Origin of the sequence: Frankia nepalensis, from assembly GCF_016786325.1 — a bacterium.
GTDB lineage: Bacteria > Actinomycetota > Actinomycetes > Frankiales > Frankiaceae > Pseudofrankia > Pseudofrankia nepalensis.
The window spans coordinates 15,897-29,342 of sequence record NZ_JADWYU010000089.1 but is presented as its reverse complement, the minus strand read 5'-3'; the positions used below and the strand labels follow the sequence as shown (position 1 = coordinate 29,342).

The 13,446-nt window shown below is 73.3% G+C and carries 11 protein-coding genes; 7 read left to right on the top strand and 4 right to left on the bottom strand.

Features of this window, described 5'->3' with window-relative positions; all coding sequences use genetic code 11:
- Positions 1-79: 79 nt before the first annotated feature.
- The 3 genes from I6A81_RS06065 to I6A81_RS06055 form a co-directional block, all read right to left on the bottom strand.
- Positions 80-919: an IS5 family transposase gene (locus I6A81_RS06065; protein WP_203001277.1), complete on the bottom strand. Its 840-nt coding sequence runs from the start codon at positions 917-919 to the stop codon at positions 80-82.
- Between the two features lie 406 nt (positions 920-1,325).
- Positions 1,326-1,814 (bottom strand): VOC family protein, encoded by a 489-nt coding sequence (locus tag I6A81_RS06060; protein ID WP_203001276.1) that lies wholly within the window; start codon positions 1,812-1,814, stop codon positions 1,326-1,328.
- Positions 1,811-2,776 carry an SDR family NAD(P)-dependent oxidoreductase gene (locus I6A81_RS06055; protein WP_203001275.1) on the bottom strand — a complete coding sequence of 322 codons (966 nt, stop codon included), beginning with the start codon at positions 2,774-2,776 and terminating at the stop codon, positions 1,811-1,813. Before I6A81_RS06055 ends, I6A81_RS06060 begins: the two co-directional genes overlap by 4 nt.
- An 87-nt stretch (positions 2,777-2,863) precedes the next feature.
- Here I6A81_RS06055 and I6A81_RS06050 point away from each other — a divergent pair, with 87 nt between their 5' ends.
- Positions 2,864-3,835: an AraC family transcriptional regulator gene (locus I6A81_RS06050; RefSeq protein ID WP_203001273.1), complete on the top strand. Its 972-nt coding sequence runs from the start codon at positions 2,864-2,866 to the stop codon at positions 3,833-3,835.
- A gap of 24 nt (positions 3,836-3,859) precedes the next feature.
- Here the strand turns inward: I6A81_RS06050 and I6A81_RS06045 are convergent, their stop codons facing one another.
- Positions 3,860-4,612 (bottom strand): TetR/AcrR family transcriptional regulator, encoded by a 753-nt coding sequence (locus I6A81_RS06045; protein WP_203001271.1) that lies wholly within the window; start codon positions 4,610-4,612, stop codon positions 3,860-3,862.
- A 286-nt stretch (positions 4,613-4,898) separates the two neighbouring features.
- Between I6A81_RS06045 and I6A81_RS06040 the strand changes: the two genes are divergently transcribed.
- The 6 genes from I6A81_RS06040 (at position 4,899) to I6A81_RS06015 (ending at position 13,304) form a co-directional block, all read left to right on the top strand.
- Positions 4,899-7,181 (top strand): MFS transporter, encoded by a 2,283-nt coding sequence (locus tag I6A81_RS06040; protein ID WP_203001269.1) that lies wholly within the window; start codon positions 4,899-4,901, stop codon positions 7,179-7,181.
- Positions 7,182-7,210: 29 nt separating this feature from the next.
- Positions 7,211-7,900: a class II aldolase/adducin family protein gene (locus tag I6A81_RS06035; protein WP_203001315.1), complete on the top strand. Its 690-nt coding sequence runs from the start codon at positions 7,211-7,213 to the stop codon at positions 7,898-7,900.
- Entirely contained in the window at positions 7,884-8,888 is a 1,005-nt protein-coding gene (locus tag I6A81_RS06030; protein WP_203001267.1) for a carbohydrate kinase family protein, read from the top strand. The genes I6A81_RS06035 and I6A81_RS06030 overlap by 17 nt, the downstream gene beginning before the upstream one ends.
- A gap of 2 nt (positions 8,889-8,890) precedes the next feature.
- Entirely contained in the window at positions 8,891-10,261 is a 1,371-nt protein-coding gene (locus tag I6A81_RS06025) for a flavin monoamine oxidase family protein (protein ID WP_407661253.1), read from the top strand.
- A gap of 77 nt (positions 10,262-10,338) precedes the next feature.
- Positions 10,339-10,821, top strand: a complete 483-nt coding sequence (locus tag I6A81_RS06020) for an SRPBCC family protein (protein WP_203001263.1) — start codon at positions 10,339-10,341, stop codon at positions 10,819-10,821.
- A 575-nt stretch (positions 10,822-11,396) separates the two neighbouring features.
- Positions 11,397-13,304, top strand: coding sequence for a TolB family protein (locus I6A81_RS06015; protein ID WP_203001261.1), 1,908 nt, complete (start codon positions 11,397-11,399; stop codon positions 13,302-13,304).
- Positions 13,305-13,446 lie beyond the last annotated feature (142 nt).

Genomic DNA, 13,446 nt, shown 5'->3' with positions numbered 1-13,446 from the left:
CTCGACCACGGGTCGACTGGGCAGACGAACGCTGCGTGACGGCCGTGAGCCGGATCCCATAGAGGATGTCTGAGAAGGGTCAGGGTGGCGTACCGGTGAGGCGGCGTAGAAGGATCATGATCATTGCCAGGTAGATGGCGTTCTCGGCGGTGGCGGCCAGGTATTCGTAGTCCTTGGACAGGCGGCGGTATTTCCCCAGCCACGCGAACGTGCGCTCGATCACCCACCGGCGAGGCACCACCGCGAACGCCGGCACCTCCGGCGCAGGTGCCCCGACCTTGGCCCAGGTATGGCGGAATCCGCCGTCACGGCGGGCGACAACCTGGACATCGATACCGACCGCGTCGTTGGCCCAGTCGCGGAAATGGCCGCGGTAGCCCTGATCAGCCCACACCTGCCGCAACCGAATGAAGAGGTCACAGGCCCGGGACAGCACCACCATCGCCGCCGCCCGGTCGTCCACGTTGGCCGGGCTGACGCAGGCCACCAGCACGGTCCCGCCGGTGTCGACAAGCAGATGACGCTTGATACCAGGGACTTTCTTGCCGCCGTCGTAGCCGTGCAGCCCACCCCGGTCGGTGGCGCGCACACTCTGACTGTCCAGGACACCCGCCGTCGGAGTCGGGTCCCGGCCGCCCCCGACACGGTCGCGTTCCCGTAGCCGGGCCAGGATCTGCTCCCAACGGCCCTCGATCCGCCAGCACCGCCAGTAGTGGTACACCGTCTGCCAGGGCGGCAGGTCATGCGGCAACAACCGCCACGCACACCCCGCCCGTATCCAGTACGCCAACGCATTCACGATCTCCCGACGCTCATGCGCCGGCGGCCGACCACCCGGCCTGGGACCAGGAATCAGCGGAGCGATCAACTCCCATTCGGCATCGGACAGATCCGTCGGATACCGCCGTCGCTCGACCATCACCAGCCTCCCGAACCGAGGCGTCACGCATCCGTCGAGCTACCCAGCCTGACCCTTCTCAGACATCCTCTACTGCAGTTTAAGAGCCGTGGTAAATCTTGAGTGTTCGAACCAGCGCGGAACGACCCGGTCCGGTGCTCCCATGGTCACTGACCCGTTCACGGACGTGACTGCCAACCGGAATCCTGGCGGCAACCAGGGGTAGCGAGGAACGACCAGACGGGCCTAAGCCTCGGCAGGCCATCCCAAGGAGGTCCCCATGACGCGCCGCTGTCCTCGCGCGCCTTAACGCCAATTCCTGGCCCGATCCTCCAGCCCCCTGCTGGCGGCCACGGTATGTCGCTGCCGCCGATCCGTCGTTTCGATGCGCCGGGCCCGAGGGTGGCCGGGAGCCGGGCCGGCGCCGTCAGCGTCGCAGCCGTGGAATGTCGTAGTTGCCGACGTGCTTGCCGTCGCGGAATTCGACGCCGGTGAACCCGTCGGTGGGGTCGGTGAAGTGGTAGAAGCGCAGGACGGTGCCGTCCGGGTCGGGTATGTCCAGCAGCGCCCCGGCCGGGGTGTCCTGGATTCCGCCGTGGCCGATGCCGAGCCGGGCACAGCGGGCGACCATGTCGTGCAGCACCGACCGGGAGCCGGGCAGGAAGGCGACGACGTCGAAGCCGTTCAGGTCGGGCTGGCTGGCGCAGGCGGCGCGGTCTCGCAGGGCGATGTTGAACCGGCCCTGGGGGTCGATCAGCCCGGCGCCGCGCGGCACGCCGTCCTCGACGATCTCGACCCACAGCCGCAGGTCGAGTAGTCGGCAGTACCACGCCACGCTCCCGGCGAGGTCGCTGACGGGCAGCTTGACCTGGGCGATCCGGTCGAGCCCAATGATCCCGGCGGATGTGGTGCTCATGCGTTCCTCGTCTCCGCCGCCGCGGGCTGGCGGTCTGCCGGGGGAGGCGGCCCGGCGGCCACTCCCGCGGGGCGGGCGTCGGGAAGCCACGGCCGGACCAGGTCCTCGCTGACCGACCACAGCGCGGCGCGGCGGTCCGGCCGTGACACCCGGCCGGGGACGCGCCGCCGGCGGCGCCGTGGTCCGTAGAAGGCGCCGCTGACGCCGGTGGCGGCGGGGTCGTGGGCCAGGAACGCCGGTGTCCGCGCCGAGGTCGCCGGCGCCGCGGCGATCAGTCGCTGGGCCGCGACGGCGGGAGCCCGCACGGAGCGGGGCAGGCCGCGGGCGTTGCGGAACACATCGGTGGCGACCAGCCCAGGGAAGACGCAGGTGACCTCGATCCGGCTGTCCCGCACCCGTTCGGCCAGCTCCACCGCGAACAGGTCGTTGGCGAACTGGGTGCGGCCGGAGACGTGCAGCCCACGGTTTCTCCCCCGTCGCAGGTGCGGGTCGTCCAGGTCGAGGGTGTCCCGGTACTTGCCGGCGTTGGCCACCAGCACCACCCGCCCGGAGGGCGCCGCGATGAGCTGCGGTAGCAGGCGCCGCACCATCAGGTATCGGCTCAGGTAGTTCAGCGCGAGGCCGCGTTCCAGGTTCTCGTCGGTCCATTCGGCGACGGCTGCCAGCACACCCGCGCACAGGACGACCGCGTCGAGGCGGTCGGTCAGGCCGGTGACCTCGTCGGCCGCCCGCGCGGTCTCCCGCAGCAGCGCGAGGTCGGCCCTCACCAGCGCGTGCCCCCCGCCTGGACCAGCGTCCTCCAGCGCGGCCAGGACCGCGTCACCCCGGCCGGGGTCACGGCCGACGATCAGTACCCGATCCCCGCGCCGCGCCAACTCCACCGCGACGGCACGGCCGATGCCACCGGTTCCTCCCGTCACCAGCGCGGTCCGCCGGCTGGGCGCGATCCCAGATCCGTGCATGCCAAGTCCCTTCGAGCGGGTCGTCCCGGCGGCGTGGATCGCTCGCCCGAGATCGACAGTAGGGACCGCGCCTGAGACCATCCATGGGTGGACGTCCGGGAAAATACATCGTTCGTCTCGCGCCCACCGGAGATCGACGAGCGGCTGGTGCCCGTGGACGTCCTGAGCTCGGTGCTGCGCGAGCTGCGTTTCGAAAGCGCCGCGTACCGCTGGCTCGAACTCGGCGAGCCGTACCGGATCGGCTTCGACCAGCCTGGGCTGCGCGGCGTGCACATCATCGACCGCGGCCAGTGCGAACTCGAACTCGCCGACGGGACCGTCGAACAGCTCACCGCAGGCGATCTCGTCATCCTCCCGCGCGGTGACGCGCACCTGCTGCGTTCCCCCGGCGCGGGCGCGCGGGTGCCGACGGTCTCCGGTTTCGACCTCGCGATGCGCGCACCGGACGGCCGCCTGCGCGCCGGCGGCCCGGAGGTCGACGCCGTGGTCGTCTGCGGCGCGTTCGTCATCGGCGAGTTCGATCATCCCGCCCTGCGCGGCCTGCCCCGGCTCCTCCACGTCTCCGGCGCCGCCGCGTGGCTTGGTCCCTTCGTCGACCTGCTGCGCACCGAGGCATTCCACGGCGGCCCCGGCAGCGATCTCGTCATGGCCCGGCTGTCCGATGCCCTGCTCACCCGCGCCCTGCGCCATCACGGCGACACGACCACCCATCCGGGCTGGCTGACGGGTCTGCGAGACCCCTACCTCGCTCCGGCGCTCGCGGCCATGCACCATGATCTGGCCCGCCCGTGGACCGTCGCCAGCCTCGCCCGCGCGGCGGGCCTGTCTCGGGCCGCCTTCGCCGCCCGGTTCACTGGCCGCGTCGGTGAGCCCGTCATGCACTACCTGCAGTCACTACGGATGCAGCGGGCGAAGACGCTGCTCCGCGGCCACGACGCGACGCTGGCCGCGATCGCCGCCCAGGTGGGATACCAGTCCGACGTGGCGTTCGCCGCCGCCTTCAAGCGCGCGACCGGAAGCGCGCCGGGCGCATACCGACGCGCCACGACGTTTCCATGATCGTCCATCCTTGAGGGGCGAGGGCTAAGGCTCGCCGGGCATCCGGCCGCCGCGCGGAACGGGCCGGGCGTCGGGGTCCGAGCCCGCGGGCTCCGGCTGCACCCCGCGGATCGCCGCCGCCGACGACGAGGGAGGCGCCGCGGCGAGTGCCGCGACATAGCCACGGATCATGGTCTTGAGCTGCCGCAGCAACGCCTCGTCGCCGTCCGGGTCGACCCGGAACGCCTCCTGGATGACCGCGTCGGTCGCCAACTGCATCACCTGGCTGACCCGTGGCAGCTGGTCGCCGTCGAGGCCGGTTCCGTGCGCGACGAGCACGGCGAGCCGGCTGGCCATGGTGTGCTTGTGGGCGCGGTCGAGTTCCCGGGTCTCGGCCGTCAGGTGCCGGCCGAACCACAGCGCACGGAACCCGGGGTGGGTCCGGTAGAACTCGGCGAAGGCGTCCACGGCGTCGCCGGCCAGATCGTCCTGCCCCCACGCGCCGGCCTCGAAGGCGTCGATCAGCGACTCGAGCTGCTCCTCGAGCAGGCCGAGATAGTGCTGGGCGAGCGCCTCGATGACGGCGCCCCGGTGCGGCAGGTAGCGGTAGACGGTGCCGACGGAGACTCCCGCGTCGGCCGCGAGGCGCGTCGTCGTCACCGCGTCCGCGCCCTCGGCCGCCATGATCTGGTCGGCGGCGGCGATGATCCGGGCGAGCTTCGCCCGGCCCCGTTCCTGCCGTGGCGTCGTGCGTAGCGCGGTGAGCCGCGCCATCGCCGCGCCGTTCGGTGCCGTCATCGCCACCTCGCATCCTGTCGGCATCCGGCGCCGCGACCAGGTGGCCCCCGTCGCGTCGCCGTCCGCCTCGTCACGGCCGTGACGCCACTGTGCCCGAAACCGCGCCGGGGCCGAGGGCTGAAGGCCGAGGGCCGAGGGCCGAGGGGCGCGGACGGGGCGCCACGGCTCTCGGGCTTCTCCGGCCGCTTCGATCACCATACTTGAAGATGAATCAGTTTCACGTTACTGTCGGCGGATCATGCGGGCGGGGCCACGCCCGGGACACCCACCAGCGACAGGACGCGCGATGAGCACAGCCACGCACGCGGACCAGTCACCGCGCTCCGAGGGACTGTCGCCCGGGGTCAGCCGCCTGTGGCGGCGAGAGCTGGCCCATCTGCCCGGTCCCCGGGCGCGCGTGGCCTACCTGTCGATCGCCGTGCTCACGACGATCTTGTTCTACTACCAGTACTACCTGATCAGCGGAGTCAGCGAGCAGGTGCTCCAGAGCACCGGCATGTCGTTCCGGTTCTTCGTCAACATCAACGTGGTGTCCGCGCTGGCGAGCGCGCTCACCTCGCTCGCCGCCGGGGTCTGCGACCGCTACGGGCGGGCGAACGTCGTGACCGTGGGCGTGCTGCTGTGCGCCCTGGTCTGCGTGCTCGGTTTCCCCGTCGCCGAGTCCGCCTGGGCGGTCGGGGTCTGCTACACCCTGCTCGGCGCGTTCGAGGGCACCGTGCTCGTCGCGACCGCGGCGCTCGTCCGCGACTTCAGCCCTCAGGTCGGGCGCGCCACCGCGATGGGGTTCTGGACGGTGGGCCCGGTCGCCGGCAGCCTGGTCACCAGCGCCGTGGTGAGCAACACCGCCGACGACATCGAGAACTGGCAGGACCAGTACCTGATCGCCGGCCTCGCGGGCCTCGGCGTGTTCGTCGTCGCGCTGCTGTTCCTGCGTGAGCTGGCGCCGGCGCTGCGCGACCAGGTGATGGTCAGCGAGCGCGACCGTGCCCTCGTCGAGGCCAGGGCGCGAGGGCTCGACGTCGACGCGGCGCTGCGCCGGCCGTTCCGCCAGATGCTGCGCCTGGACATCGTCGGGTCCGCCGTCGCGATCAGCCTCTTCCTCTTCATTTACTTCGTCGCGGTCGGCTTCTTCCCGATCTTCTTCCAGACCGTCTTCGGCTTCAGCACCTCGCAGGCCAACGCGCTCGGGAACTGGATGTGGGGCGCCCAGACCGCCGCGCTGATCCTCATCGGCCTGTTCTCGGACCGGCTCGGTGTCCGCAAGCCGTTCATGCTCGTCGGGGCCGTCGGCGCGATCGTCAGCACGCTTCTGCTGATCGACCGGACCGGGCAACCGGACACCAGCTACTACACGTTCGTCGCGATCCTCGTCCCGCTGGCGCTGTCGCTGGGCCTCGCGTTCGCGCCCTGGATGGCCGGCTTCACGGAGACGGTCGAGCGCCGCAACCCGGCGCTCACCGCCACCGGCCTCGCCCTGTGGGGACTGACGATCCGGGTCGTCGTGACCCTCTCGACGTTCCTGCTCCCGTACGTCGTGACCACCGTGACCCCGCTCGTGCAGGACGGCCCCACGGTGCAGGCGATCGTGGACGGGGCCGACCCGCGGCTGGACGCCAGGCAGAACGCCGTCGTGAAGGCCGTCGCCGCCGACCCCGAGATCGTCACCAGGGTCCAGTCGCTGGCGACGCGCTACGAGGCGGAGCTCGCCACCGCGGCCACGCTCAGCCCCGCCACCCAGGAGGCGCTCACCGCGCGCCCGGACGACCTGACGGTGCAGGCCACCGCGGTCAGCGAGCTGTCCGGGCGCACCGTCGACGAGGTGATCCGCGCCGTGCTGCTCGGCGAGGCCAACGCCGAGGCGACCGCGACGGCGCGAACGCTGAACCCGGACACCCGGGCCGCGCTGGCGGCCGCGCCGGGCGACCCGGCGGCGCGCGCCGAGGCCACCGAGCAGATCGCCGCGGGCCTGGGCATCCCCGCGGGACAGGCACCGGCCCGCCTCGACGCCCTGCTGGCGATGCCCGCCGACGACCTGGCCTTCCTGCTCACCGACGGCGAGGCGGTGCTGCGCGCCGCCGACGACCTGACGGCGCTGTCGGAGGTGCCCGAGGCCGACCTCGCGTTCCTCGACGAGTACGGCACCCCGCTGCAGGACCCGGTCGTACAGGGGGTCCTGCGCTACCTGGAGGCCAGCGGCCCGGAGGTGGCGAAGGCCGTCGACGACTCGCCAGGGCAGTGGCAGACCTACTTCTGGATCGCGGTCGCGGGCGAGGTCGTGTTCATCCCGATGATCTTCCTGATGGCCGGGGCGTGGCGACCGCGCACCGCGCGCCGCGTCGCCGCCGAGCACCGGGCGGCGGTCGACGCCGCGATCGCCCAGATCGCCGCCGCCCCGCCCACGCCCACGGCGGTCCCGACGGTCCTGGCTCCAGCGGTGCGGGTCCCGGCGGCCCAGGCCCCGGTCGTCCAGGAACCGCCAGTCCAGGAACCGCCGGCCGACGAGCCGTCCGCCGCCGAGCCCTCCGGAGACCCGCCGCCCGCCGCGCCACCGCCGCGGGCGGAGCGGTAGCCGTGTCGCGGCAGCGGCCGGACCCGGCGATGCCGCCGGCGCTCGAGGCGGCGCGCGCCGAGGTCGCGCAAGCCTGCCGGCTGCTCGCGGCCCGTCGCCTGGTCCTCGGCACGGCGGGCAACGTCAGCGTCCGGGTGGGGGAGCTGGTCGCGGTGACGGCGACCGGCGCCCGGTTCGAGGAGCTGACGGCCGACCAGGTCAGCGTGGTCGACCTCGACGGGCGGGTGGTCGGCGGCACCCTCGCGCCGACCTCCGAGCTCGGCCTGCACCTGGGCGTCTACCGCCGGTACGGCGCGGGCGCGGTCGTGCACACCCACGCGCCGATGGCCACCGCCGTCGGGCTGGTCGTCGACGAGCTGCCGTGCGTGCACTACCAGATGCTGCTGCTCGGCGGCACCGTCCGGGTCGCGCCCTACGCCACGTTCGGCACGCCGGAGCTGGCCGAGGCGGTCCTGGCGGCGCTCGACGGCCGGGCGGCGGCGCTGATGGCCAACCACGGCGCGCTCACCCACGCCGGCTCCCTGGGCGGCGCCGTCGAGCAGACCGAGCTGCTCGAATGGGCCTGCGAGCTCTACTGGCGAGCGGCGTCCATCGGCACCCCGAGGGCGCTGGACGCCGAGGCCCAGCAGGCGGTCGTGGCCGCCGCCACCCGCCGCGCCTACGGCAGTACCCATCCCGCGACCCCCGAGGAGCCAGCGCGCCATGACGTCGACGACTGACCCGACCGGCGAGGCGGCCATGACCGTCGTGGCGCTCGGCGCGCACGTGCTCGACACGCTGGTGCGCCCGGTCGAGGAGATCCCCGCCGGGCAGGACGGGCAGCTCGTCGAGCAGATCCGCGTGTCGGCGGCCGGCCCCGCCGGAGGGACCGCGCTGGTGCTCGCCAAGCTGGGCGCGACCGTCCGCGGCGCCGGCGCCGTCGGCACGGACGCGATCGGCGACCAACTGCTCGCCCTGCTCGGCCGCGGCGGGGTGGACACCTCGCTGATCGTGCGGCGTGCCGGCGCGCAGACCTCCGCCAGCGTGCTGCCGATCCGCCCCGACGGCTCGCGGCCCGCGTTCCACGTGATCGGCGCCAACGGCACGTACGGGCCGGACGACGCTCCGTGGGACGCCATCGCCGCCGCGACCCACCTGCACCTGGGCGGGCCGGAGTTCATGGGAGGCGAGGCGGCCGGGCGGATCCTCGCCTTCGCCCGGGAGCACGGCGTGACGACCTCGCTCGACTCGATCGCGCCCGCCGATCCCGGCATGCTCGAGTGGATCGCCGACGCGCTGCCGCACGTCGACTACCTGCTGCCCAACGACGAACAGGTGCTCGGCTGGACCGGCGAGGCCACCCTCGTCGACGCCTGCCGGGCGCTGCTGGCCCGGGGCGCCGGCTGCGTGGTCGCCACCGCGGGCGCCGCCGGCGCGACGGTGGTGACCGCCGACAGCGTGGACCACGTCCCGGCGTTCGCGGTCGAGGTGGTCGACACCTCCGGGTGCGGTGACTCGTTCTCCGCCGGCTTCCTGCGGGCCCTCGCGCTCGGCCGGCCACCGCGGCAGGCGGCCGTGATCGGCTGCGCCAGCGCCGCGTTCACCGCGGGCGGACTCGGCACCGACCACGGCGAGTTCGACCTGGCCGCCGTCCTGGAGTTCGCCGCGACCGCGCCCACCGTGGCGCTCGCGCCCGTGCCGACCGGGCCGGCGCCGGGCCGGCCGTGAGCGTGTCGCGGGCGGCCGACGTCGTCGTGGTCGGCGCCGGGCTCGCCGGCCTGACCGCGGCGGACGCGCTGGTCACCGCCGGCCGCGACGTCGTCGTGCTCGAGGCCCGAGACCGGGTCGGCGGGCGGCTCGTCAACCACGACCTCGGCGACGGGCTGGTGGCCGAGGCCGGCGGGCAGTTCGTCGGGCCGACCCAGAACCAGGTGCTCGGCCTCGCCGCCGAGCTCGGGGTCGCGACGTTCCCGACCTACGCGGCGGGCGACAGCGTCTACGTCCACGGCGGCCGGGCCCGGCGGTTCGGCGGCGACATCCCGCCGGACCCGCTGGCGCTGCCCGGCCTGGGGCTCGCGATGGCCCGGATGAACCGGCTCGCCCGGACGATCCCCCTCGAGGAGCCGTGGACGGCGCGGCACGCGCGGCGCTGGGACGGGACGACCTTCGCCACCTGGCTGCGGCGCGTCACGGCCGGCACCGGCGGCCTCGACCTGGTCGACGTCTTCCTGGGCTCCGCCTACGGCGCGACGGCGGCCGAGGCGTCGCTGCTGTTCAGCCTGCACTACATCGCCGGCATGGGGGACGAGCACACCCCGGGCACGATCGACCGGGGGATCGCCGTCGCCGGCGGCGCCCAGGAGCTCCGCTTCCACGGCGGCTCGCAGCTGCTCGCCGTGCGGCTGGCGCGGCGGCTCGACGGGCGGGTGGTGCTCGGCGCGCCGGTCCGCGCCGTCGAGCAGGACGGCCGGTCGGTGACCGTCCGGTCCGACGCCGGCGCCTGGACGGCGAGGCACGTGGTGCTCGCCGTGCCGCCGGTGCTCGCCGCCCGGGTCAGCTGGTCGCCCCGGCTGCCGCCCCAGCAGGAGGCGCTGTTCGGCCGGCTCGCCTTCGGGGCGCTGGCGAAGTGCGAGGCCGTCTACGACGAGCCGTTCTGGCGGGCGGACGGCCTGAACGGGCAGGGCGTCTTCCGCGCCGGGTCGACGGTCTGCTCGATGTTCGACAACTCGCCCCCCGGCGACGGCCCAGGGGTGCTGATGGGCTTCCTCGGCGGCCGGCAGTGGCGGGCCTGGGCCGGCCGCCCGGCCCGGCACCGCCGGGGCGCCGTGCTGCGCGCCTTCGCCCAGGTCGCCGGGCGCCGTGCCCTGCGGCCCCGGGAGTACTTCGAGCAGGACTGGACGGCCGAGCCGTGGACGCTGGGCGGCCCGACCGCCGCCGCCGCGCCGGGCGTGCTGACCGCGCTGGGGCCGTGGCGCGACCGGCCGTTCGGCCGGGTCCACTTCGCCGGGGCCGAGCACGCCGACTACTGGAACGGCTACATGGACGGCGCGGTGCGCTCGGGACGGGACACCGCGCGCGCGGTCCTGGCCGCCGCCGACTGACCGCCGGCCGACCGCGGGCTGACGGCGCGAGGGCTGGGGCGGCCGGACCGGACGCCGAGAAAACAGGGGAGGACCAGGTGCCACTCACCGAGGTCAGCGAGACCGCCGTGCTCGCCGTGCCCGTCGCCCGGGTGTGGGAGGTGATCGACGCGACCGACCGGTACGCGGAATGGGTCGTCGGCGTGCTCGAGGTCACCGACCACCACGGCGCGGCGACCGTCGGCCGGACCTACTCGGAACGCAACCGGACCGTCGGGCCGCTGACTACCAGGTCCACCTGGACCGTCGAGCGGATCGACCCGCCGCGCCGGCGGGTCGACACCGGGACCGGTTTCGCCCCGATGCACGACATGACCAACGTGTTCGAGCTCGAGCCGGTCCAGGTCGACGGCGGCGAGGGGACGAGGTTCACCTACACGGTCCGCTACCGGCCGGGCCTCGGCCCGGTCGGGCGGCTGATCGACCGGCTCCAGCGCCCCGGCCTGCGCCGGTCGTTCCAGGCCTCGATGCGCAACCTGGAGGACCTGATCGTCGCCGAGGGCCCGGCGGAAACCGCCTGAGGACGGCGACGCCGGCGGGCATCGCGCCGGAGACCGGCGCAACGGTTGGCTGAAGGTATGGCCGTGGGCCGGGCCATGGCCGGCCGGTCGGCGAGTCGGCGCCGGCCATCGCCCGGCGGGCGAGCAGTCGGCGCGGCCGTGTCACTCAGAACAGGCTCCCGCACGTCGGCTTGCCTTGCCTCGCCCCGGCGCGCATGGCCTGTCACCGCCTTCGGCGGGGCCCTCGGCCAGGGCATCGCCCTGAGAACCCGGGCTACTACGTATCAGCGAGACATGCTCGTACTGATGCGGCGGCGGGTCGCGCCCGTCACCACCGGCCCCGGACTACTGCCCTCGCAGTACGGCCGCCCACCTGAATACTGCACATGGCTGATTGACCGCGCACCGGCCGGTCGACAGGGTTCTTGCATGCATTTCGCCACGTCGGCGACCTGCCGCCTGGAAGGGTGAGACCGAGAAACGTGCTGTCGAAAAAACTGCCACCGGAGAAGCTGGGAAAGAAACGCGGGCGCCCCGAAAACCGTGGTGAAAAGGGTGCACCGCGCCGCGGGCGCTGGTTATTCGCCGGGCTGGCGGTGGCGCTCGTCCTTGCCCTGGTGGGATGTTCCAATTCGGGCGACGACGCGCCGAACGCGCCCGCGTCGGCGGCGGCCGGGGGCGTCCCCGCGCCGCCGGAGCCGGAGCCGGTCGAGGTCAGCGAGCTGCCGCTGCCGCCGGTGGCGCCCAGCGAGGACCCGGGTGCGTGCACGAAGGAGCTCAACCCCCGCGGTACCGGATGCGTGGGCAGGGACGCCAGCATGCAGTCCGGCGGCTTCCTGCCGGACGGCACGTCCGTCACCGCGGTCGTCACGTTCGTGGGCGCCCCGGCCGCGCCCGACCCGGGAAGCGGCTACACGGGCCGTCAGCTGATCGTCGTGAAGACGGACGGCACCACGTTCCCGAACGGCGACGCGTGGAAGTGCGTCACCTGCGGCGTGCCGGACCAGAACGCGGCCGGCCGCAACGAGCCGATGGACTACCCGCAGCCGTTCAACGACGGCAAGCGGGTGCTGGTGGGTACCAACATCGTCGACTGCGGGACCCACCCGATCGCGGACGCCGCCTGCACCCCGGACCAGACGCACGTCTACCCGATCCGTTGGCAGAACACCCCCGACGACTCGGGCAAGGGCGGGAACCTGCGGGAGCTGCGGATCCACCCCGACGACGTCCACCTCGGGTTCAACAGCTTCACGCTCACGGGCGGCAAGCTGGGCCAGTTCGCCTACCTGGGCCGGCTCAGCTTCAACCCGGCGCCGACGACGGGCGAGTCGCGTGGGCCGCGCTACGACGTGGTCGACGTCACCCGGCTGTTCGACCCCGAAGACACCCAGCCGGTCGAGGTCGACCCGGCCAACCCGGGCCAGCTGCGCGTCAACCCCGGCGCCCTCGCCGTCGGCGAGCTGCGCGGCTTCTCGAAGGACGGCAAGGAGGTCACCTACATCGGGAGCCCGACCGAGTCGTCGAACATCGACGTCTTCGCGGCCGACCTCACGACCGGCGAGGTCCGCCGCCTCACCGCGCACCCGGAGTACGTCGACCCGATCGACCTGTCCCCGGACGGCGACTGGACCGTCGCGATGGACACCCGCGGCAGTGACCGGCAGATGTTCCTCGCGGCCATGCGGGGCATCCCACCGGTCACCGACCTGATCACGACCAGTGTGACCTCGTCGACCCGGAACAACGGCCAGCGGCGGTTCTTCCAGCCGATTCTCATCGACCGGTACGGCGACTGCGGCGACTACTCCGGCCAGCGGCTCAACGCCTCGGGCGACGGCGGCCCCGGCGCCGTCAACGACCCGAACTGGAACGGCATGGCCGACCCGAAGTGGTCGCCTGACGGGACCGCGGTCGTCTACTGGCAGCGGCTCGCCCTCCCGCCCGCGTGCGGGGGCGCCAACCCGCTGCCCTGTGAGGAGTCGACGGAGCCGGGTGGCCGCGGCGTCCGGATGATGATCGCCAAGCTCACCAGTCGTGAGCCGGCGCCGGCGCCCAAGGTCGCGCCGATCTCGGACGAGGTCCCGTGGGGCGTGAAGTACGTGCCCGGCACCCCGCCGCCGGACCGGCCGCATCCGCCCGCCGGCACCTACACCCTGCCCGGAGCCAAGGGCGGCACGGCCACGGTCGAGATCACCTACACCGAGGACGGGTTCGCCATCGGGACCATCGCCGTCACCTACGACGGCTTCACCGACGACGGCACCTACGTCATCGACGGCACCGAGAAGGTCTCGGCCAGGAACCCGAGCCTGACGGTGACGACGGTCGACTGGTTCTCGGACCTCACCGGGACCGGTGGCGGGGTGACCGCCACCAAGAAGACCAGCCCCGACGGCTTCCACCTCACCATCGACGTCATGACCAACATCTTCGACGCCACGGGCACCCTGACGACCACGATCAACGGCAAGGAGTACAAGCAGCCGGCGAACGGCACGTAGCCCGGCACGAACATCCCGCGAGGGCGCCCGGCCCGGTCCGCTGGACCGTGGCCGGGCGTTTCGTCGTCCGGCGACGCACGCCGTTGTCCACGCCGTTGACGCGCCGGCCGACGCATCAAACGATCTTGAATGATGTGCTGTC